This window comes from Planomonospora alba (assembly GCF_039534085.1).
GTDB classification, from domain to species: domain Bacteria; phylum Actinomycetota; class Actinomycetes; order Streptosporangiales; family Streptosporangiaceae; genus Planomonospora_B; species Planomonospora_B alba.
Map to the genome: position 1 here is coordinate 1 of NZ_BAAAUT010000088.1, position 20,981 is coordinate 20,981.

Annotated in this window: 20 protein-coding genes and 2 tRNA genes; 8 read left to right on the forward strand and 14 right to left on the reverse strand. The window is 70.2% G+C overall.

Translation table 11 applies throughout. The annotated features are described in order from the left end of the window. Positions 1 to 990, forward strand: a 990-nt coding sequence (locus ABD823_RS32180) for an ankyrin repeat domain-containing protein (protein ID WP_344866297.1), incomplete at its 5' end; no start/stop codon positions are given. Between the two features lie 54 nt (positions 991 to 1,044). Here the strand turns inward: ABD823_RS32180 and ABD823_RS32185 are convergent. The 7 genes from ABD823_RS32185 to galU form a co-directional block, all read right to left on the reverse strand. Next, positions 1,045 to 1,121, reverse strand: a tRNA-Ala gene (locus ABD823_RS32185). A 56-nt stretch (positions 1,122 to 1,177) separates the two neighbouring features. Then, positions 1,178 to 1,849, reverse strand: a complete 672-nt coding sequence (gene sepX / locus ABD823_RS32190) for a divisome protein SepX/GlpR (protein ID WP_344866299.1) — start codon at positions 1,847 to 1,849, stop codon at positions 1,178 to 1,180. 263 nt (positions 1,850 to 2,112) lie between these two features. Further along, positions 2,113 to 2,754, reverse strand: a complete 642-nt coding sequence (locus tag ABD823_RS32195; RefSeq protein ID WP_344866301.1) for a GNAT family N-acetyltransferase — start codon at positions 2,752 to 2,754, stop codon at positions 2,113 to 2,115. Positions 2,755 to 2,851: 97 nt separating this feature from the next. After that, complete coding sequence (locus tag ABD823_RS32200) at positions 2,852 to 3,325, reverse strand: MogA/MoaB family molybdenum cofactor biosynthesis protein (protein WP_344866303.1); 474 nt, start codon at positions 3,323 to 3,325, stop codon at positions 2,852 to 2,854. Positions 3,326 to 3,373: 48 nt separating this feature from the next. Further along, a complete protein-coding gene (moaC, locus tag ABD823_RS32205; RefSeq protein WP_344866305.1) occupies positions 3,374 to 3,868 on the reverse strand; it encodes a cyclic pyranopterin monophosphate synthase MoaC in 495 nt (164 codons plus the stop codon). A 112-nt stretch (positions 3,869 to 3,980) separates the two neighbouring features. Continuing rightward, entirely contained in the window at positions 3,981 to 5,168 is a 1,188-nt protein-coding gene (gene glp, locus ABD823_RS32210; RefSeq protein WP_344866331.1) for a molybdotransferase-like divisome protein Glp, read from the reverse strand. A gap of 29 nt (positions 5,169 to 5,197) precedes the next feature. Next, complete coding sequence (gene galU / locus ABD823_RS32215) at positions 5,198 to 6,097, reverse strand: UTP--glucose-1-phosphate uridylyltransferase GalU (RefSeq protein WP_344866307.1); 900 nt, start codon at positions 6,095 to 6,097, stop codon at positions 5,198 to 5,200. Between the two features lie 24 nt (positions 6,098 to 6,121). Here galU and ABD823_RS32220 point away from each other — a divergent pair, with 24 nt between their 5' ends. The 3 genes from ABD823_RS32220 to ABD823_RS32230 all read left to right on the forward strand — a co-directional run bounded on the left by ABD823_RS32220 (position 6,122) and on the right by ABD823_RS32230 (position 8,833). Continuing rightward, positions 6,122 to 6,709: a 5-formyltetrahydrofolate cyclo-ligase gene (locus tag ABD823_RS32220; RefSeq protein ID WP_344866309.1), complete on the forward strand. Its 588-nt coding sequence runs from the start codon at positions 6,122 to 6,124 to the stop codon at positions 6,707 to 6,709. 41 nt (positions 6,710 to 6,750) lie between these two features. Further along, complete coding sequence (locus ABD823_RS32225; protein WP_344866311.1) at positions 6,751 to 8,250, forward strand: potassium/proton antiporter; 1,500 nt, start codon at positions 6,751 to 6,753, stop codon at positions 8,248 to 8,250. A 283-nt stretch (positions 8,251 to 8,533) separates the two neighbouring features. Further along, the gene (locus tag ABD823_RS32230; protein ID WP_344866313.1) at positions 8,534 to 8,833 is read left to right on the forward strand and encodes an FmdB family zinc ribbon protein; all 300 of its coding nucleotides are present in this window, start codon (positions 8,534 to 8,536) and stop codon (positions 8,831 to 8,833) included. A gap of 45 nt (positions 8,834 to 8,878) precedes the next feature. Here the strand turns inward: ABD823_RS32230 and ABD823_RS32235 are convergent, their stop codons facing one another. Beyond that, the gene (locus ABD823_RS32235; RefSeq protein WP_344866315.1) at positions 8,879 to 10,909 is read right to left on the reverse strand and encodes an MFS transporter; all 2,031 of its coding nucleotides are present in this window, start codon (positions 10,907 to 10,909) and stop codon (positions 8,879 to 8,881) included. 128 nt (positions 10,910 to 11,037) lie between these two features. Here ABD823_RS32235 and ABD823_RS32240 point away from each other — a divergent pair, with 128 nt between their 5' ends. The 3 genes from ABD823_RS32240 to mscL all read left to right on the forward strand — a co-directional run bounded on the left by ABD823_RS32240 (position 11,038) and on the right by mscL (position 13,146). Further along, complete coding sequence (locus ABD823_RS32240) at positions 11,038 to 11,847, forward strand: S-methyl-5'-thioadenosine phosphorylase (RefSeq protein WP_344866317.1); 810 nt, start codon at positions 11,038 to 11,040, stop codon at positions 11,845 to 11,847. A gap of 180 nt (positions 11,848 to 12,027) precedes the next feature. Then, positions 12,028 to 12,678, forward strand: a complete 651-nt coding sequence (locus ABD823_RS32245; RefSeq protein ID WP_344866319.1) for an RcpC/CpaB family pilus assembly protein — start codon at positions 12,028 to 12,030, stop codon at positions 12,676 to 12,678. A 63-nt stretch (positions 12,679 to 12,741) separates the two neighbouring features. After that, positions 12,742 to 13,146: a large conductance mechanosensitive channel protein MscL gene (mscL, locus tag ABD823_RS32250; protein ID WP_344866321.1), complete on the forward strand. Its 405-nt coding sequence runs from the start codon at positions 12,742 to 12,744 to the stop codon at positions 13,144 to 13,146. A gap of 234 nt (positions 13,147 to 13,380) precedes the next feature. On the opposite strand, the gene ABD823_RS32255 is transcribed toward mscL, so the two are convergent. Both ABD823_RS32255 and ABD823_RS32260 read right to left on the reverse strand, forming a co-directional pair. Continuing rightward, positions 13,381 to 14,463: a D-alanyl-D-alanine carboxypeptidase family protein gene (locus ABD823_RS32255; RefSeq protein WP_344866323.1), complete on the reverse strand. Its 1,083-nt coding sequence runs from the start codon at positions 14,461 to 14,463 to the stop codon at positions 13,381 to 13,383. Positions 14,464 to 14,788: 325 nt separating this feature from the next. Continuing rightward, positions 14,789 to 15,427 (reverse strand): hypothetical protein, encoded by a 639-nt coding sequence (locus ABD823_RS32260; protein WP_344866325.1) that lies wholly within the window; start codon positions 15,425 to 15,427, stop codon positions 14,789 to 14,791. A gap of 218 nt (positions 15,428 to 15,645) precedes the next feature. Here ABD823_RS32260 and ABD823_RS32265 point away from each other — a divergent pair. After that, a tRNA-Arg gene (locus tag ABD823_RS32265) sits at positions 15,646 to 15,721 on the forward strand. Between the two features lie 453 nt (positions 15,722 to 16,174). Here the strand turns inward: ABD823_RS32265 and ABD823_RS32270 are convergent. From ABD823_RS32270 to ABD823_RS34730, 4 genes are all read right to left on the reverse strand, one after another. Continuing rightward, the gene (locus tag ABD823_RS32270; RefSeq protein ID WP_344866327.1) at positions 16,175 to 17,575 is read right to left on the reverse strand and encodes a glycosyltransferase family 39 protein; all 1,401 of its coding nucleotides are present in this window, start codon (positions 17,573 to 17,575) and stop codon (positions 16,175 to 16,177) included. 74 nt (positions 17,576 to 17,649) lie between these two features. After that, the gene (locus ABD823_RS32275; protein ID WP_344866333.1) at positions 17,650 to 18,870 is read right to left on the reverse strand and encodes an acyltransferase family protein; all 1,221 of its coding nucleotides are present in this window, start codon (positions 18,868 to 18,870) and stop codon (positions 17,650 to 17,652) included. A gap of 215 nt (positions 18,871 to 19,085) precedes the next feature. Next, on the reverse strand, positions 19,086 to 19,433 hold the full coding sequence (locus tag ABD823_RS32280) for a hypothetical protein (RefSeq protein WP_344866329.1): 348 nt from the start codon (positions 19,431 to 19,433) through the stop codon (positions 19,086 to 19,088). Between the two features lie 296 nt (positions 19,434 to 19,729). Next, entirely contained in the window at positions 19,730 to 20,515 is a 786-nt protein-coding gene (locus ABD823_RS34730; protein WP_425566694.1) for an AfsR/SARP family transcriptional regulator, read from the reverse strand. Positions 20,516 to 20,981: the final 466 nt, after the last annotated feature.

A 20,981-nucleotide genomic window follows, 5' to 3' on the forward strand; every position in this document is an offset into this window, starting at 1 on the left:
GGCTATCCTCGCCGGAGCCAGATAACCCGGCCTCCACGAAACCCGGCGCGGTTCAGGGGCATCAGAGACTGGACGGATCTCGACCTGGTCCGCGCTGAACTCGCCGCGGGTGCTGATCCGAACTACGGTGCGTTCATCTTCGAAAAGCCGCTGCACGCCGCAGCTGATCGCGGCTCACCTGAAGTGGTCGCTGAGCTAGCCGGGCGCGTCGATGACGTCGACGCGGAACGCGAGGGCCGTACCGCACTGTGGATGGCCGTCTTCGAAGGCCGCACCGACAATGCACGCGCCCTTGTCTCCGCCGGGGCGGACCCGTGGCGCCCCATGATGGCGGGCTGGTCCCCCGGCCGCCTCAGCCTGGTCGGCCCTACTCCCGACCTCTTTCCCCTCCCCTCACCGGAGGCCGGTCTGTCCGAGGCCGAGGCCGCCGCCGTGGCGGAAGCCGAACGTCTGATCTCTGCGCTGGGAGACTACGACTACGACCTCTACGACGGCCTGGGCATGGCCTGCGTAGCCGAGCTCAGCGCAGCCGAGGCGGCAGCGCGACTGGAAGCCGCACCCGCCGACGATGTGAACGTCGATGGCCTTTACGAGGCCCCGTGGAACAAGCCGGATGCGGAGCTGCTCGTCGGCATCACGGACGTGCCCGGCGGCTGCGTCATCATCCAACCCTGGGGAAACACCCCGAGGACACCCGGTGTCGCCAAGCGCGTCTCGCCGGACACGGTCTGTTACAGCATGTACGCCAATCCCAAAGGAGGCATTTCGGGATGTATCGCCCGGGATGGCATGGTCTCAGGCTGGGAAACCCAAAGCGCCTACACCATGCCCGCTGACGCCCTTGCCGAGGAGATCCTCGCCGCCTACCTCTATCGCGACCACTCTGTAGCGTTCTGCTGCGCCGGCGCAGGCTTGCGGCTGACCGACGCCGGGCCGACCATCGGCTCCGACATGTGGCTCAAGCTGCCCGAACGAGACTGGTGGACCTGACCGGCGGCATAACGGAAGGCCCGGCTCCATGATCTGGAACCGGGCCTTCCGACCTGGTGGAGATGAGGGGATTCGAACCCCTGACCCCTTCGATGCGAACGAAGTGCGCTACCGGACTGCGCTACATCCCCAAGGCGTGCGACTAGGTTAGCAAACTTCTGAGGGCACTCGTGCCACCCGGGGACGATCAGTCGCCGACCGCGCGGCGATCCGGCTCGGCGTACTGGTCGAAGAGCTCGTCGCGGTGCGCGTCCAGCTCGATGACCTCGGCCTCGGCCTGCCGCCGGGCCGCCAGCTCCGCGGCCTTCCGCCGGGCGCGCCTGGCACGTTCCGCCCGGGCCTGAGCGGCGGCCCTGCGCCGCTCGGCGTCGATCCGGACCGAGGTGCGCAGGACGGCCAGGTAACCGGCCAGGAGGCCCGCCGAGGGGGCCACGCCCCACCAGGGGATCACCCGGACCGCCGCGGTCACCGCCGAGGCGGTCAGCAGCAGCACGCACCAGAGCAGCAGCCGCCTCCGCTTGGCCACGAGCGACGCCCGGCGGCGCTGCGCGGCGCGGCGGCGCCTGAGCCGCTCCGCGGCCGGCCCGGAGGCGGCTCCGGGCGGCCCGGCGGCTGACCCGGGAGTGGACCCGGCGGTGGCGATCGGACCGGTGACGGGCTCGGCGGGGCCCTCCGCCTCCCCGCCGACGCCCTGCCCGCCGGTTTCGCCGTACGGCACCGCGAACTCGCCGGTCTCGCCGGTCCCCTCGTCCGCCTCGGCCTCCACGAGCGTGGTGGTCCGGTCGCGGCGCAGCCACATGGGCACGAGCACGCACAACCACATGACGACGATGGCCAGATACAGGACAACGCTGCTCACGGCCACCTCCGCGCAGCACGCAGGCACGCCTGACCGCGGGGCGTCCTCACTGTGCTCACGTCACGCACCGTAAGACCGCGTATCACTATTTGACGAGTATTCAATTCGGTGTGTCGCCAGATCGTCACGTGGGAAGCCGCACGAGGCCCCCGGCCCGCGGGCCGGGGAGGGATCCGGGACCCCGCATAGCAGGAGGAGAAAGACAGTTCGCCGGGCGGGCGGGCGGCTGCGCGGGGAGCCCGCACTCCCAGGTGCCGGAGCAGTCAAACCTCTTCGTGCGAGGGGCCGCCCCGGGCGGCGGACTCCCGGGCGCGCCAGCGCGCCAGCAGGCCCCTCGGCGCGTCCTCGACGGTGAGGGCGTAGCAGATGTGGTCGCGCCAGGCGCCGTCGATGTGCAGGTGGCGGCGGCGCACCCCCTCCTCGCGGAAGCCGAGCTTCTCCACGACCCTGCGGCTGGCCTGGTTCTCCGGCCGGATGTTGGCCTCCACCCGGTGGAGGCCGGTGGTGAAGAAGCAGTGGTCGACCGCCATCGCCACGGCGGTCGGGATGATGCCCCGGCCGGCCAGCGCGCTGTCCACCCAGTAGCCGATCTGCGCGGACCTGGCCGACCCCCAGACGATCGCGCCCACGGTGAGCTGCCCCGCGAAGGCCCCCTCGTACGTGACCACCCAGGGCAGCGCCAGCCCCTGCCTGGCCTCGCGGCGCAGCGTCCCGGCCATCGCGATGTACGGCCCCAGCCCGGTCCGGAACAGCGGCGTCTCGGGGTTGCTCGGCTCCCAGGGCCGGAGCCAGTCGGCGTTGCGCAGCCGCGAGTCGCGCCAGACGCGCACGTCACGCAGGCGCAGCGGCCGGAGTCCCACCGGGCCTTCCGTCAGGGTCACCGGCCAGCCACGAAGTCGATCCACTCCCTCATCATCTCCCCACAACGCACCCGTGTGCCACGGGACCGCCGCAGGTGCCCGCCGGAAAGTCCGCCCGGACCGCCCGGGCCGCGCGGAGGGCTCACCGGGGGTGGTCTCCGCCGCGGATCTGGTCCACGGCGTGCCTCAGGACGGGCGAGAGTACGGCCATGCCGTCGCGGACCCCGCCGGAGGAGCCCGGCAGGTTGACGATCAGGGTGGTGCCCGCCTGGCCCGCCAGCCCGCGGGACAGGATCGAGGCCGGCACCTTCTCCCGGTTGGCCTGCCGGATCGCCTCGGCGATGCCGGGGATCTCGCGGTCGATCACCCGTGCGGTCATCTCCGGGGTCAGGTCGGCGGGGGTCAGGCCGGTGCCGCCGGTGGTGACGACCACGTCGTAGCCCTCGGCCACGCCGGTCCGGAGCGCCTCCTCGACCGGCTCGCCGTCCGGGACGACCCGCGGGCCGTCCACCTCGCATCCGGCCTGCGCCAGCAGTTCGGCCAGGAGTCTGCCCGAGGAGTCCTCGTACACCCCGGCGGCCGCCCGGTTGGACGCCGTGATCACCAGAGCCCGCATGCGCCGCCCCTCTCCTGCCCCGTGTCATCCTGTCCCGTGGCCACGTGCTCAGCCGGCCTCGGGAGCGGACCCCTGGGGTCGCGTCCAGACGCCGGTCTTGCCGCCCGTCTTCTCCTCGACCCGGACGTCCGTGATGACGGCCGCCGGATCCACCGCCTTCACCATGTCGATCAACGCGAGCGCGGCGACCGCGACCGCGGTCAGCGCCTCCATCTCGACGCCGGTCCGGTCGGCGGTCTTCACCCTGGCGGAGATCTCCACGCCGTCGTCGGCCACGGTCAGCTCGACCTTCACGCCGTGCAGCGCGATCGGGTGGCAGAGCGGGATCAGGTCGGGGGTGCGCTTGGCGCCCATGATGCCCGCGATCCTCGCGGTGCCGAGCGCGTCCCCCTTGGGGATGTCGCCCGAGCGCAGCAGGGCCACGGCCTCGGCGGAGAGCAGCACCTTTCCGGTGGCGACGGCCGCGCGCGCCGAGACGTCCTTGGCCGAGACGTCCACCATGCGCGCCGCGCCGGTCTCGTCGATGTGGGAGAAGCCGCTCATCCGATCCTCTCGTCTCCTGCCAGGCGCGCGCCGCGCGCCGGGAATCGGCCCGCGCCGCTCGCGGCGCTCCCAGCGTTCCCGGCACTCGCGGTGCTCACAGCGTTCCCCGCGCTCACAGCGGGATGACCTCCACGGTCGCGCCCTCGGGCAGCTCCGTGACGTCCTCGGGGACCACGATCAGGGCGTTGGCCTCGGCCAGGGCGGCGAGCTGGTGGGAGCCCTGCCGCCGCACCGGGGTCACGCCGCCCTGCCCGGTGAGCGTGCCCCGCAGGTAGGACCGCTTGCCCGCGGGCGAGCGCAGCGGCGCCGTGGTCACGGCCGTGACGGTCGGGGCGGGCCCGGCGGGAAGGCCCTGCATCTTCCGCAGGGCCGGGCGGACGAACAGCATGAACGACACGAAGGAGGAGACCGGGTTGCCGGGCAGGGCGAAGATCGGCACCTGGTCCTCGCCGACCACACCGAAGCCCTGCGGCATGCCGGGCTGCATGGCGACCTTCTCGAAGCGGACCGTGCCCAGCGGGGCGAGGGCCTCCTTGACGGGCTCGTAGGCGCCCATGGACACCCCGCCGCTGGTGATCACCACGTCGGCCCTGACCAGCTGGGCGTCGAGCTGCTCCATGAAGCCCGCGGCGTCGTCTCCGACGATCCCGGCGCGGTAGCCCTCCCCGCCGGCCTGCCGTACCGCGGCGATCAGGGTGTAGCTGTTGGACTCCCAGATCTGGCCGGGCGCCAGCGGGGTGCCCGGCTCGGCCAGCTCGGCGCCGGTGGAGATCACCACCACGCGGGGGCGGGGCCGTACCAGCACGCGGCGGCGGCCCACCCCCGCGAGGATGCCGAGCTGCGCGGGGCCGATCGGGGCCCCGGCGGGCAGCACCACGTCGCCGGCGCGCACGTCCTCGCCGGCCAGCCGGACGGCGTTCCCCTTCGGGACGGGACGCCCGATCGCGACCCGGGCGGTGCCGCCGTCGGTCCACTCGACCGGCACCACCGCGTCGGCGCCGGCGGGCAGCGGCGCACCGGTCATGATCCGCATGGCCATGCCGGGGCCGAGGGCGTGGAGCCTGCCGTCGCCCGCGGCGACGTCGTCGACCACCGGGAGCGTCACCGGCGCCGTCTCGACCTCCGCCGCCCGTACGGCGTAGCCGTCCATCGCCGAGTTGTCGAACGGCGGCAGCGGGACGGGGGAGGTCACCTCCTCGGCCAGGGTGGTGCCCAGCGTCCGCTCCAGCTCCAGCTCCAGCGGGGCCAGCGCCCGGACGGTGCCCAGGATGTCAGCGAGGTGCTCGTCGACCGATCGCATCGGAGCCGCCTGCGGGCTCGTGGGAAGGCTCATCGCGACGCCAGGAACTCCTTCAGCCAGGGCAGGAACTCCTCCGCCAGGTCGTCCCGGTCCGCGGCGAACTGCACGACGGTGCGCAGGTAGTCGAGCTTGTTGCCGGTGTCGTAGCGGCGGCCGCGGAACAGCACGCCGTGGACCGGCCCCCCGTCCTCGGTGCCGCGGCCGGCCAGGGTGCGCAGGGCGTCGGTCAGCTGGATCTCGCCGCCCCGGCCCGGCGGGGTGTTCTCCAGGACCTCGAAGACGGCGGGGTCGATCACGTAGCGACCGATGATCGCCCAGTTGGAGGGCGCCTCCTCCACCGGGGGCTTCTCCACCAGGTCGGTCACCCGGACCACGTCGTCCTCGGCGGTGGGCTCGATGGCCGCGCAGCCGTACAGGGAGACGTGGTCCTCGGGGACCTCCATCAGCGCGATGACGCTGCCGCCGTAGGTGTTGCGGACGTCGATCATGCGCTTGAGCAGCTCGTCGCGGGGATCGATCAGGTCGTCGCCGAGCAGGCAGGCGAACGGGCTGTCGCCCACGTGCTGCTTGGCGCAGAGCACGGCGTGGCCGAGGCCGCGCGGCTCGCCCTGCCGTACGTAGTGGAGGGTCGCCAGGTCGGCGGGCTCGCGGACCTGGGAGAGCCGCTCGTCGTCGCCCTTGGCCTCGAGGACCTCCTCGAGCTCGATCGCCCGGTCGAAGTGGTCCTCGATCGAGCGCTTGTTCTTACCGGTCACCATGAGCACGTCGAGCAGCCCGGCGGAGACGGCCTCCTCGACGACATACTGGATCGCGGGTTTGTCGACGATCGGCAGCATCTCCTTGGGAGTCGCCTTGGTCGCCGGCAGGAAGCGGGTGCCCAGACCCGCCGCTGGGACGACGGCTTTCGTCACGGGATCGAAGTCGGCCATACCGAAACCTTAGTGGAGGGACCTGTGGACAAGCTGAAGCTGCGGTCGTTGATCCGGCAGCGGCGTGCCTCTATCCCGGAAGAGGAGCGTCATGCGTCCGCCGTCCGCATCCGGGAGACCCTGCTGGACCAGCCGTGGGTGCAGATGGCCGGGCTGGTCGCCTGCTACTGGTCGATCGGGGCCGAACCGGCGACCCACGGGCTGGTCTTCGCGCTCTGGAAGCACGGCGCGACCGTGATGCTCCCCGTGCTCCGCGAGGACCTCGACCTCGACTGGGCGGTGTACGACGGGCCCGACAGCCTGGTCCCCGGCCGTTTCGGGACCATGGAGCCGACCGACGTACGGCGCGGCGCCGACGCGATCAGGACCGCCGCCCTCGTGATCGTGCCCGCCCTCGCGGTCGACCGCTCCACCGGCGTACGGCTCGGCCAGGGCGGCGGATCCTACGACCGGGCCCTGGCGCGGGTCGGGCCGAACGTGCCGACGGTGGCGCTGCTGCACGAGGGCGAGCTGGTCGACGGCGTCCCCGCGGAGCCCCACGACCGCCCGGTCCGCTACGCCGCCCTGCCCGGCGGGATCGTCCGTCTCCGGGCGGATCGGCCCGCCGAATAGGACAGAATGGTCCCCACAGTGAGAGGAGGGGCCAGAGGGACATGGACGTCTGGCTGCTTCTCGGCTCGGGGATCGTCATCGCCTGCATCGTCGCGGTGCGCATCGCCCACGGCAGCGGGCTGCCCAGCCTCCTCCTCTTCCTCGCGTTCGGCCTGGTCCTCGGCGAGGCGGGGTTCGGCCTGGAGTTCGAGAACGCCCCGCTCGCCCAGCAGATGGGCCTGATCGCGCTGGCCGTCATCCTCGCCGAGGGCGGTCTGACCACCACGTGGAGCCACATCAAGGGCTCCATCCCCACCGCGGTGGTGCTGGCCACCGTGGGCGTCGCGGTGAGCATCGCCGCCGTCGCGGCGCCGGTGCACTTCCTGCTCGGCATGGACTGGCGGACCGCCCTCCTGCTCGGCGCGGTCCTCGCCTCGACCGACGCCGCGGCGGTCTTCTCCGTGCTGCGCCGGCTGCCCCTGCCGCCGCGCCTGTCGGGCATCCTCGAGGCCGAGTCCGGGTTCAACGACGCCCCCGTCGTCATCGCGGTGGTGCTGCTGAGCACCAGCGCCTCGCCCCATCTCGGGACCGCCCTGCTGGAGGTCGTCTTCGAGCTCGTGGTGGGCGCGGCCGTCGGCCTCGCCGTCGGCCCGGTCGGCGTGTACGCGCTGCGCCGGGTCGCGCTGCCCGCCGCGGGCCTGTATCCGATCGCGGTGCTCGCCCTGGCCTTCGTCGCCTACTCCGGAGCCGCCCACCTGCACGGCAGCGGTTTCCTCGCGGTCTATCTGGCGGCGCTGTTCATGGGCAACTCCCGGATGCCGCACCGGACCGCCAGCCGCGGCTTCGCCGAGGGCATCGCCTGGCTGGCCCAGATCGGCCTGTTCGTCATGCTCGGCCTGCTGGCCAGCCCGTCGGAGATGCCGGAGGCGATCGTCCCCGGGCTGGTCGCGGGCCTGATCCTGGTCGCGGTCGCCCGGCCGCTGTCCATCATGGCCTCCGCTCTGCTGCTCCGGCTCACCGGGGTCGACCGGCTGGACTGGCGGGAGCAGGCGTTCCTGTCCTGGGCCGGGCTCCGGGGCGCGGTGCCGATCGTGCTCGCCACCATCCCCTGGGCCGCCACGTCCATCGACGAGGGCGCCGCCAAGCTGGTGTTCAACGAGGTCTTCGTCATCGTCGTCGTCTACACCCTGCTCCAGGGGCCCACGCTGCCCTGGGTGGCGAAGAGGCTCGGGGTCACGGCCCCGGAGGAGGCGCGCGACCTGGCGGTGGAGTCGGCGCCGCTGGAGGAGCTCAACGCCGACCTGCTGCAGATCCGGGTGCCGCCGACGTCCAAGCTGCACGGTGTGGAGATCTTCGAGCTGCGGCTCCCCTCCGACGCCCAGGTCACGCTCATCGTCCGGGAGGGCAGGTCGTTCGTGCCGTCGGGATCCACCCGCATCAGGACCGACGACCAGCTCCTCGTGGTCGCCACCGCCGCCTGCCGGGAGACCGTCGAACAGCGGTTCCGCGCGGTCAGCCGCCGCGGCAAGCTCGCCGGCTGGTTCGGCGAGCGGGGCACCTGACCGGCGGTCGGCCGGTGCCGCCCGCCCGCCGGGGACGCGCAGGAGATCCGCCGCAGACCCGCCGCGGACGTGCTGGAGACGCGCCGGCGGATCCCGGAGGTCCGCCGAGAGCCCGCGGAGAGCCCGCCGAAGACCGCAGGTTGCGGTGCGGTTGCGGGCCTGCGGTAACAGGCGCCCACCGGAATGTGACCACTCTCGCTCGCGTTTATGCTTGTCGACGCCGTACCATTAGCAGTCGCGCCAGTCGAGTGCCAATCGGCGCGGACCGAATGAGGAGGAGAGCGTGCCCACCTACCAGTACGCCTGCACCGCCTGTGACAACCAGTTCGAGATCGTCCAGAAGTTCACGGACGACGCGCTCACCGTCTGCCCGAGCTGCCAGGGTGAGCTGCGCAAGGTGTTCTCTGCGGTCGGCATCGTCTTCAAGGGGTCCGGCTTCTACCGGACCGACAGCCGGTCGTCCAACTCCAGCACGGTGAGCTCGACCTCGTCGGGCTCCGGCTCGAAGGAGTCCTCGGCGTCGAAGGACTCCTCGGGCTCCACCGCCGCAGCGTCCCCCGCCCCCGCGGCCGCGGCCTCCTGACGGACGGCGCACCGGCGGGCCCGCGACGGGCCCGTCCGCGGGGACTCAGTGGGGATAGGGACGGTCGGCCATCGCGCCGAGCATCTCCCCCGGCAGCCGGTCCAGCAGCTCGCGCAGCCCGGGATGCTCCTCCGGACACCAGTCCTGGACCACCCGGGCGAGGCCCTCGCGGGCCTGCGCGACCAGCCGGTCGGCCACCCGCTCTCCCTCCGGGGTCAACTCCAGGCTGAGCCCGTCCTCGGCCCGGTTGACCAGCCCGCGCTCCACCAGGTGGGCGACGTACGGTCGCCCCCTGTCGATGCTCACGCCCGCCCTCTCGGCCAGGTCTGCGCCCGTCTGGGGACCGTGCGTGCCCAGACGGGCGATCAGCCAGACCGAGCCGTCCGGCAGGTCGTGCAGACCCGCCAGGTCACCGAGCCTGCGGTAGTAGTCCCGGCGCATGGCCGCGTCCGTCAGCCGCCACAGCCCTCTCTCCACCTCGTCGAGCGACGACCGCTCGGTGGGCACGGCGCCGTAGTTCTCCCCCGGATCCGTCGCCCGTACGGTCTGCCGCAGCGGCAGCTCCGGCAGGAACCAGGCCGCCGCGAAGGCGACCAGCGCCACCGGCGCCCCGAACAGGAAGACCCGGGCGATCGCGTCGGAGTACGCCTCCAGGAACCCCGCCGCCGCCTCCGGCGGGAGCCGCCTGATGACCGTCGGGTCGTGCTGGGCCGCCTCGCCGACACCCGGCGGGAGCCGTACCGTCCGGGCGAGTCCGGCCAGGTCGTCGGAGAGCCGCGAGGTGAAGATCGATCCGGCGAGCGCGACACCGAAGGAGCCGCCGATCGCGCGGAAGAACGTGGCGCCCGAGGTGGCCGTCCCCAGGTCGCGGAAGTCCACGGCGTTCTGCACCGCGATCACCAGAACCTGCATGACGAGGCCGAGCCCCACGCCCAGGACGGCCAGGTAGACGCCCAGCTCCACCATGCCGATGCCGGCGTGGATGCGCGAGAGCAGGTAGAGGCCGAGCGCCGCGAGCGCGGTGCCCGCGATCGGGAGGGCCTTGTACCGGCCGGTGCTCGTGATGACCTGCCCGCTGACGATCGAGGTGACGAGCACCCCGCCCATCATCGGCAGCAGGTACAGGCCGGACATCGTGGGGGAGACGCCCCGCACGACCTGGAGGAACAGCGGCAGGTAGGTGAGGGCGCCGAACATGGCCACACCCACGATGAAGCCGATCAGCGACGCCACGTTGAAGACCCGGAGCCGGAACAGGTGCAGCGGCAGCACCGGCTCCGCGGCCCGGCGCTCGGCCAGCCACCACAGCAGCGCCAGCGCCACCGCGGCGACGCCCAGCCCGATGATGACCGGATCGCCCCACGGGTAGGTGTTCCCGCCCCAGGTGGTCAGCAGCACCAGGCAGGCGGTCGCGCCGCCGAGGAAGGCGATGCCGGCGTAGTCGACGGCGTGCCTGCCCGGGCGGCCGGCGGCCGGCAGCGCCCAGGCGATCACCGCCAGCGCGAGGACGCCGATCGGCAGGTTGACGTAGAAGGCCCAGTGCCAGGACAGGTGGTCCACGAACAGGCCGCCGAGCAGCGGCCCCGCGACGCTGGAGACGGCGAACACCGCGCCGAACAGGCCCTGGTAGCGCCCCCGTTCCCGGGGCGGCACCACGTCCGCGACGATCGCCTGGGAGAGCACGATGAGCCCGCCGCCGCCGAGCCCCTGGATCGCGCGGAAGGCGATCAGCTGCCCCATGTCCGCCGCCAGGCCGCACAGCGCCGAACCGATCAGGAAGACGACCAGTGAGGCCTGGAAGAGCCACTTGCGGCCGTACTGGTCGCCGAGCTTGCCCCACAGGGGGGTGGAGACCGTCGAGGCGAGCATGTAGGCGGTCACCACCCAGGACAGGTGGTCCAGCCCTCCCAGGTCGCCGACGATGGTCGGCAGCGCGGTGGCCACGATCGTCTGGTCCAGGGAGCTGATGAGCATGGTGAGCATGAGCGCGGCGATGATGAATCCCAGGCCCTTCGCGGGCTCCCGTGCCCCCGGTTCCGGCCCTCCCGGCACCCTCCGGATCTGCTGAACACCCATCTCGACCCCCGATCGACCGTAGGGCAGGTCATACCCCACGTGACCCGCTGGTCACATCAGGGGCAGAGTTATCCACAGGCCCGGCTCTCCACCCCTCCCGCGCAACCCGTGCCGCTAGTGTCTGCGCCATGGTCAATCGCGCGGACGTCGGGGTCATCGGCGGTTCAGGGTTCTATTCGCTGCTCGACGACGTCACGGAGGTCACGGTCACCACGCCGTACGGCCCGCCCAGCGACGTCGTCACGCTCGGGCGCGTCGGGTCGCGCCCGGTGGCCTTCATCCCCCGCCACGGGCGGGACCACCGGTTCCCGCCCCATCGCATCCCCTACCGCGCCAACCTGTGGGCGCTGCGCTCCCTCGGCGTCCGGCAGGTCCTCGCGCCCAGCGCGGTCGGCTCGCTCCGCCCCGAGATCGGCCCCGGCGCCCTGGTCGTCCCCGACCAGCTCGTCGACCGCACCTCCGGCCGCGCCCAGACCTACTACGACGCCGGCGGCGTCGTGCACGTCTCCTTCTCCGATCCCTACTGCCCGTCGGGCCGGGCCGCGGCCGTGGCCGCCGGCCGGGCCGCCGACTGGGAGATGGTCGACGGCGGCACGCTCGTCGTCATCGAGGGGCCCCGCTTCTCCACCCGCGCCGAGTCCCGCTGGTTCAGCGCCAACGGCTGGACGATCGTCGGCATGACGGGCTTCCCGGAGTCCGTCCTCGCCCGCGAGCTGGCGATGTGCTACACCTCGCTCTCCCTGGTCACCGACCACGACGCGGGGGTGGAGGCCGGCGAGGGGGTCACCCACGAGGAGGTCCTCGCCTTCTTCGCCGCCAACGTCACCCGCATGCGCACCCTGGTCACCGACGTGGTCGCCTCCCTGCCCGAGGAGCGCACCTGCCCCTGCGCCACCGTGCTGGACGGCCTGCGGCTCCCCTTCGACCTGCCCCAGTGACCTCCCCGGGGCCCCGACCCACCGGCGGGGCCCCCTCCCGCCGGAGCCTCTGGGTCCCGTCCCGCCGGACTCCGGAGCCGGTACCCCGGTCCCGGGATCCCTCGTGCCGGGACCCCTCGTCCCGTCGCCGGGGCCTCGCGTCCCGGCGCCCCAGCCACGCGCGTCCCACCGGAGCCGACCATGCGCGTCATCCGCCTTCCCGGCCGCCGCCTCCTCGCCCGCCGGCACCGCCTCCTCGCCACCGTCCTGACCGCCCTGGCCATGGCGTGCGCCGTGGCGGGCCTGCGACCGGACACCTCGTCGGTGACCGTGCTCGCCGCGGCCCGCGACCTGCCCGGCGGCGTCCTGTCCGCCGGTGACGTACGCCCGCTCGCCCTGCCGCCGGGCACTGCTCCCGAGGGGGCCCTGCGGCCGGGCACCCCGGTGGCGGGACGGGTCCTGACGGGTCCCGTGCGGCGCGGGGAGCCCCTCACCGACGTCCGCCTGCTCGGCCCGGGCCTGCTGGCCGCCCACGGCCCTCAGACGGTCGCCGCCCCGATCCGCGTCGCCGACCCCGGCAGCGCCCGGCTGCTCTCCCCCGGAGACGTGATCGACGTGCTCGCCGCCCCGACCGGCTGGGACGGCGGTCCCGCGCCGGCCCGTGTCGTGGCCGAGGACGTGCCCGTCCTCGCCGTCCCGGAGAGCGGCTCCGACCGGGAGGCGCTGCTGGTGCTGGCCACCACCTCCGAGCAGGCGGTCGAGCTGGCCTCGGCGCAGGCCGGGGGGCGGCTCTCCATCACGATCACCTCTCGCGGCGTCTCCTCCGGCAATGATCAGGGCATGGCGGGGTAATGGGGCCTTTCCCTGGAAGACGGACGACCCGGGCCGCCGGCGCCCGGGCAAGGAGTGGTCATCATGCTGAGTGGGTTCAAGAAGTTCCTGATGCGCGGCAACGTGCTCGACCTGGCCGTCGCGGTGGTGATCGGCGCCGCCTTCGGCGCGGTCGTGAACTCCTTCGTCAAGGATCTGCTCACCCCGCTGATCGCGGCGATCGGCGGCCAACCGCATTTCGAGGGACTGACCCTGAAGATCGGTTCCGGTGAGATCACGTACGGCAACTTCCTCAACACGGTGGTCTCGTTCCTGATCGTGTCGGCGGTCATCTACTTCCTCGTGATCACCCCTTACGAGCGGATCACCGCCCGGTTCTCCACGCCGGAGGAGAACACCCTGCGCGAGTGCCCCGAGTGTCTCTCGGAGATCCCCAAGGCCGCCGTCCGCTGCCGCCACTGCACGGCCCAGGTCACCCCGCTCTCCTGACGGCCCGCGGCTCTCCTGGCGGCCCCGCGGCGGCCGGGCCCGGACGGTCCCGTAAGCCGGGCGGTCCCGTGAACCGGGCGGTCCCGTGACGGCGCACCCGGACGATCTCGCGGCGCCCGCGTCCGGGCGGTCCGGTGGCGGTCGTCCCCGAGCGGCCGCGCGGCGGTCACGCCCGGGCGCGGGTCCCGGGCTCCGGACGTCGCGGGCTCCGGGCGCGCCCCGCCGGAGCGGACCTCACAGGAGCGAGCCGAGCTTCGGGTCGTACTCCCAGTGCCAGGGCTCGAAGGGGCTGGAGTAGGCCCAGTCGGGGTGGATCCAGCCGAACTTCTTCCCGTTGGCCTCCACCCAGTTGAACTCCACCGATCGGAAGTTCTGCACGCCTCCGCACAGGTCGACGGCCAACCCCCAGCCGTGGTTGCTCCGGCCGGGGACGGCGGCGAACCCGGGGCGGCGGTAGTAGACCGACTGCTGCTCGGCCAGGCTCCGGTAGGCGTCGGTCACGCACATGGGCTTGCCGAAGCGCCTGCGGTAGGCCTCGTTCATGCTGATGAACGCGATCGCCGCGTCGGCCCGGAGCTTGTGCCCCTTCTGCTGGAGCGGGCAGAGATAGGCCTCCGGGATCAGGCCGTTGGGGAACTCCCCTGCCGAGTTCACCCTCGTCGGGTCGCACCCCCCGGCGCCCTTACCCTTGTCGATCTTGACGCCCAGCTTCACCAGCGCGTTGGTCAGCGACTTCACGAGCTTGGCCGAGCGCGCCTGGAGCGTCTTGATCTCCGCGTTCATCTGCGCCTCAGCCAGGAGGGTGGTCGCGCGCAGCTCCTGCGCCTCGGCGGCCAGCCGCTCACGCTCGGCCTGCAGGCGGCTGCCCTCCTCCAGCACCTGGTCCCGCTCGGCGACGAGCTGGGTCAGGGTGGTCATGGCCTGCAGCGTGTCGGTGCCGGAGTCTCCGGACAGCAGGCCCGCCGCGTCCCCGCCGATCGGCTGCTGGTAGAGCAGACCGACGAGGTCGGACAGCGGTTGCCGCACCTGGGCGAAGGCCCGCTCCGCCGTCTGCAGCTCGCGCAGCTTGACCGCCAGCTGCTTCTGCGCCTGGGCGATCTGGGTGCGTCGCTGCTCCAGCGCCTTGGTGGCGGCCCCCAGGTCCTTTGCGGCCTTCTCCGCCTCGCGGCGGAGCTCCGTGAGGTTCACCGGCTCACGCTCCACGGCGGCCCGCGTCTCCACCGACGCCCCCCGCACTCCGCCGCTCGTCGTCTCGGCCGCCCGCGTCTCGGCCGACGCCTGCGGAACGGCACCGGCCGGCAGCACGACGGAGGTCATCGCCGTGACAACGACGATCAGACCCGCTGATCGACGAGGTAGCACGTTCGACTCCTCCGTTTGCGAACTCGTGACCCGGGTCAGGCACGCACGTTACTACAGCCCGCCGAATGCCCGAGCCAGACTCCCTACAGCCGCTATGCGTCGAACGCCCTGTTTTGCGAGATCAGGATCGGCCACCCACCGGGCCGTCACCGCGATTCCCCCTCGCAGGCGTGGCCGCCGCCCGCCGGAGGCGCGACCACGCCGGACGGCCCCACCGCGGTCACCGGCCGGCCCCGGCCGCCCCTTCCGACCTCTCCCGCAGCCGCCCGTCCCGCCGGTCTCAGATCTTCTGCCGGTTGCCGTCCGCGCAGAGCTCCCACAACCAGGTCCCCCGCCACTCCAGCGAGCACTCCCCCTCCTGCCGCTCCGCGGACTCCTCGGGGGGCGTCTCCGGGGACGGCGTGGGCGACGGTTCCGGCGACGACGGCTCCGGCGGCTCCTCCCCGCCCCCGGCCTCCGCAGGAGGCTCCGGCCGTGCCGTATCCGGGGACGGCCCCCGCGGGGACTCCTCACGTCCGTCGCGCCCCGGCTCCCGCCGCTTCTTCCGGCCGTCCGCGGCCTTGCCGGACTTCCCGGAACCGTCGCCCTCGGTGGAAGAGGGCACCGGCTCGGAGTACGAGACGCTCACCACGTCCGGCGGCACCCAGCCGTTGTAGATCCGGTAGGGGCGCAGGGGCGGGGGCACCAGCCTGGGCTCCTCGGTCCCGGAGTCGGCCCGGGACGCGGACCGGGACTCGGCCCGCAGCTCGCGCGTCCCGCTCCCGCCCGGCGCGGCCGCCACGACCGGCGCCCGCCGGGCGCCCGCCTCACGCCATGCCTGCGCGTCCACGCTGACCCCGTGCACCGCCGCCAGGTCGTACCCGGCGACATCGGCCATCATGAGCCCGCCTGCCAGCAGGGCCGGCACCAGCATCGCCACACCCAGCACCATCGGCCGCAGCACCCGACGACCGGCAATCCGCTTCTGCCGCAATCTGATCACAGAGCGTGACAGTAATCGTGCCGCCCTCTCACGGGAGCGTCCGCTTGCCATCCCTTTGACCCAGCTCAGGCAAGCGATGACCCGCCGACTCCCCCGACCGGCACATCCGACTGGGCATGCACGCCGCATTTTCGCTACTCTTGAAGGCAGTCCCTGCCTCCGTAGCTCAGGGGATAGAGCACCGCTCTCCTAAAGCGGGTGTCGCATGTTCGAATCATGCCGGGGGCACCATCGTGGCCTTGTCATCCACCGCCTGACCTGGGGGTCCTCCCCCGGTACGGCGTGCGCTCCTGTGCAGCCGTAGGCCGCCGTGAGCGGCCCTGAGTCGCCGTTCACGGAATATGCACGGGATGATCTCCGAGTCGTTCAGTCGGAGAGCGTCCACAAAGATCCAGGTCAGCACGCCCCCACCGCGTCGATGAAACCACCGCACCAGGGGTCAGCTCCTGCGGTCATCACTGGCAGGACAAGCAGCGGCCGCGATGAGAACCCTCCCGATCGTGAGAGTTTCCCTCCGTCCTGGCAGCCCCTCGACTCAGAGAGCGTCAGGAGCGGACACTGAAACCAGAGATCAAAATTAGGATCCTAAGCGCACACAGGTGACGATCACTCCAATAAAGCAACAAGGATCATAAATCATCACATCTGGTACCTGAACGAACATAAATCCATCGCGCCTTGCCCTCACCTCGTATACAGGGTGAGCGTGAGGCTGCGTACCTGCCAGCGCCTGATCTGATGGAACTCCTGTTCAAGCGTCTCCACCTTGGCTCGGTTGAGCATATCCAGTGTGGGCCCCCGCCAAGGTTCCTCGCCCTCCAACAGCCAGGCTCGGGCCACGCTCTTCTCCTTCAGTCGACGGCGGATCTCCCCTGGATCGACTTCGACGCCTCCCAGGTTCCCTGCCTGCGCAGGAGAGACCAACATCGTCACGTCCCTCAGCTGCCGAAATCCATCCGGATAGGCTCCGGCGACGGCGCGGCGATTAGTCGGGAGATACACGATCACATCCCCGGGAGACGCATGCCGGCTGAGAATCGTCGCCGCCTCCCGCAAGTGATCCGGACGTCTGTCCGGCTGACGTTGGGACACGTGTGCAGGAACCGCTAGCACCGCCACCGTGAGTAGCGACACCAACCGGATGCTCGGCGGGAAGCGGGTCATGCCCGCCGCCACGAGCAACGCCAGAGCAGGCAGGCTCATGCTCACGTAGCGGGCGGAGTACAGCGGGTGGACCTGAGAGAGCAGCAGTAACGCTGCGGGGGGCAGGACGAGCCATGGAACCACCAGAGGAAGCAGCATCGATGCTTGTGCCTGTTCTCTTCGAGCAAGCACGCTCCCGGTAGCCACCACCGCGCCCATGAGCAGGGCCAGTGGCCATGACCCGGCGAAAACCAGGACCAACGCGGCTACATCATCCAGTCCCGGTCGAGTCAGCCATCCCACCTGAGCACGTTGAGAAGCCGATACGGCGATCAGCGGGCTCAAGACAGCGATTGCTATCGAGACAGTGACGAACCACCAGCGCACATGCGTCCACCTCCTCTGGAGAAGCAGGGTCGCAAGATGAGCGGGAAGAACGAGCAGCGCGAACAGATGGATCATGCCGAGGACGACGAGGACACAACCGTAGAGGGCATAGCGACCCTTGCCGTCCTGCTCAGCAGTCCGTACGAACAGCAGAGTGGCCAGCACGGTGAGTGCTGTGGCCATCGCGTACGGCCGAGCCTCAAGAGCGAAGTGGCTGGCATACGGTGCGACTGCATAGATGAATCCGGCTGCTAGGCCAGTCTGCGGGGAAAGCAGGCGGTGGCCGAGAGCCGTGACTCCTGCTGCCGCGGCGGCCGTTGCCAGGGCGGAGGGGAGACGGAGCACGAGCTCGCTCGTGCCGAACACCGCGGCAAGAGGATGGAGCAGCAGGTAGTAGGTACCGTGCACCGCGTCCAGATTGCCGAGGAAGTGGAATATCTCCGGTACCGTCCGACGGACCACGCTGGCGGTTACTCCCTCATCACGCCAGAACGACAGCCGAGAAGTACCCCAAAGGCCCAGCATCAGCGCCAGTACAGCAGGTGCCAGCGTCACCCACGAGCGCCTCGGCTGCGGGACGAGACGGCGCTTCTCGCTCAGGGGTCTTCGCGGCGTAACCGCCGCCGCGCTCACGAAGAGGCCGTCCGCCGGGCCAGTTCCCTGCCCTTGCGCTGCATCGGCGCTTCGATGCACCGGTACGTCGCCCAGCACACCGGCAGCAGCACGAGCAGGAACACCGCCAAGGGGAGCGGATTGTCGTACGCGCGCCAGCGTCCGACCGTCGCGTCGGAGACCTTCAGCAGCAGCGGATGCAGGAGGTAGACCGAAAAGCTCATCATGCCCAGCCGCGCCAGCCAGCCAGGGGTGCGGCGATGGCGCGTCACCATGCCCGCCGCGAATGCGGCCGCCGTGAGCACCAGCGAGACCGTCCAGGCGAGCGGACCGCCCTCGACTTCCTCGGGATGCCACCACCCGTGCGCCACCGTGGCTGCGAACACCACCGCGCATACCGGGGCGGCCGTGCGCCACCGCACCTGGCCGTGTTCGGCGCGGTACAGCATGGTGCCGGTGAACATGACCGCCAGGACGGACAGGCCGAACCACGGCGACAGCCGGCCGTTGCCGACCACGAGGGCCAGCGCCAGCACCGCTCCGACCAACGCTCCCGCACAGCGCAGGAACGGCTTGGAGAGGTACGCCGAGCCGATCGCCGCCGCCATGGCCACGGCTGTGACGGCGGTAGCGGCAGGGACTCCCACCGCGCCGGTGAGCAGCGTCAGCGGTCCCAGGGCACCGAGCACCGCGCCGGCGGCCACCAGGATGAGAACCATGGACACGGAACGCTCATGCCGGCGGACCGCGAACATACCGGCGACCAGAAGATAGAACGCCATCTCGTAGGAGAGCGTCCAAAGAACGTTGACCGCGTTCGGCACCGTGAGCAGGTCTTGCATCATCGTCACGTGGGCTAGGACGGCGGTCACCGGATCGAACCGGTGCAGCTCGCCTCTGATCTGACTCGCTCCGGTCACCGCCAGCGCGCCGAGCATAACGGCTCCTGCGCACCAGAGCGGGTAGATTCTGAAGACCCTGCTGATCCAGAACCGCCGGACGTCGCCGTGCCGCTCCAGTGACGCCGGAATGATGTACCCGCTGACGAGGAAGAACACCATCACACCCCAGAATCCGGGGTTGAAAAACGGCAGCAGTTTTTCACGGGCGTGGGGGGTGTACACGAAGGTGGCGTGGTGTACGGCAACCGCTAGTGCGGCTATGCCTCTCAGTCCGTCAAGCCATCCTAGACGTGATGCCGTCTCCTGCCTGCGCGGGGAAGCATGAGCGGCCGTCACAGAGGAGGGGATGAGCATTCAAGCTGCCAATCAGATCGGTACGGCGGATATGACAGAACGCTCCGCAGTCGGTGGAGTACGCTGGATGACCAGCGCGTGGGGGAGATCCACGATAGCTTAAGGTCGTCGGCGCTCGTGATCTTATGTGAAGGAGCCGGGATGCATGTGCATCCCGGCTCCTTCACATAAGATCCCTAAAAATAGAGAGCTCCGTTCTACGCGTAACCGCCGCTCACAGCGGTGGCGCCCAGACCCGTCGGGCACTCCGCCTTGGCGTATTCGTACCCGACGGCGCTCCGCTTCACGGAACCGTCACCGCACTTGACGGTCACTCGCACGTCCCGCTTCTTGCCGGCGCAGCTCAGGTGCCCGCGGCCACGGCCGCCTCCCCAGTCGGTCCACATGCTGCATCCGCTCGGAGCAGCCATGATGGAGACCTCCGGGGAAATCTCCGGAGAGGAAGGCGTGACGGAGTCAGCGGAAGCAGGGGTGCCCGAGATCGCCATGGCAACCGTGGCACCGGCTGCCAGAGCGCTGATAGCCACACGCTTGAGAACGCGCACGCTGGATCCTTTCAGTAGCGAGGAGGCATTCCTCGACCGGAATGAACCTGCCGCTTCGGTGGCGCTGTCAACGAGCCATCCGAAGCGACTCGCAAACTATTTCATCCGTTGGTGTCATACCTGTTGCACGCGTGTTGCACTTCCCGGATCTAGATCTCAGCGGCTGATTCTGGAGAACAACCGCAGAATGAAAGCGGCGCTCCGGTCTGCGGGCCGGCCCTGCTTCCCGGGGGGAAGTCCTCTTATGACGGCGTGGAACACTTCCACGCCGTCATACCAGGTCAGCGGTGGCCTGCTCAGCTACTCGCCCTCCCGGAGTCCAGGGCTATCCGACGCACCTCCGTACAGTCGTCACTGATCATGGCCATGTGAAGCTGCTTGGTGGTCAGCCGAGGCTCCATGCCGATTTCTGAAATCAGGCGTTCTCGGAGGTCATGGAATTCGCTCGTAGACTTCGCCCGTTGTCCGCTTAGATAAAGGGCGGCCATCCACTGCTCCCGGAGTCCTTCATGGAGGGGGTATTCCATAATTAAGCCCGCAAGGGACGGGATCGCTTCACAATGGCGACCAGTTGCAATCAAAGAACGGGACCAGTAAACGGCGCCTAAGGCTCTGAGCTCGTTCATTCGGTCCCGCTCGGCACAGATCAATGGAGTTTGCGGCGCGTCCATGAAAGCTGGACCGTTCCACAGGGTGAGCGCATGGTGTAGTTCCTGTCCGCCTTCGCAGAGGAGGTCTCTTGAGAGCTTACTTACTCCACTTCTCACATGCCCTTCGAAGACTGCGCAGTCAACACAAGAGTCGCCTAATTCCATCATGTAGCCACCGGGCATCGTCTTTATCGAATCCCCGACAAGGTCGCGCCGCAGTTTCATAACCTGACGCCGTATGAGGCAGGCCGCAGTCGCGGGAGGGTCTTCCCAGCATGATTCTGCGATCTTCTCGACGGTTACCAGCTGATTGCGCCGAGCAAGAAGCGTGCTTAGAACGGCGCGACCCTTAGCCGATCTAATGTCCTCCCACACTCCCCGCTGTAGAGCCTTTACAGGACCTAGAACGCGGAATTTTATCGCACTGTGCATGACGCCCCCGGATGGCAATATCAAACGCTGTGGACTCGTCGACCGAAGCTGCGCTATTCCGGATCACCAATTTCCATTGTCTGCGGGGAAATTGGCAGGGATGCCAATATGGACATTTGTTGCGGGCGGCACCCCTGTCCGACCTTACCAGATAAGATCACTCTGACAGCAAGACGCGTTCGATCGAGCCGAGATTTACAGCCTGAGCTGATAGAACTCTGCGCGGATATATCGAAGGTGCATTGACAGTCAGGCAAACTCTTTGTGTCATGTCGAGTGCGGAGCGTAATTATTGATGTATGTGTATGACGCCAGACCGCAGATGCGGTCAATTTCACACTGGCATTCTTGGCGAACGGAGGATCGATGGAGCCGCTAAGGCGATTCGACTCTAAGGCTCCCTACCAGCCTGGAGGCTTTTTCATCCTGATGGCCCAGGTCACGACGGACCTGCAGAAGGCGGTAG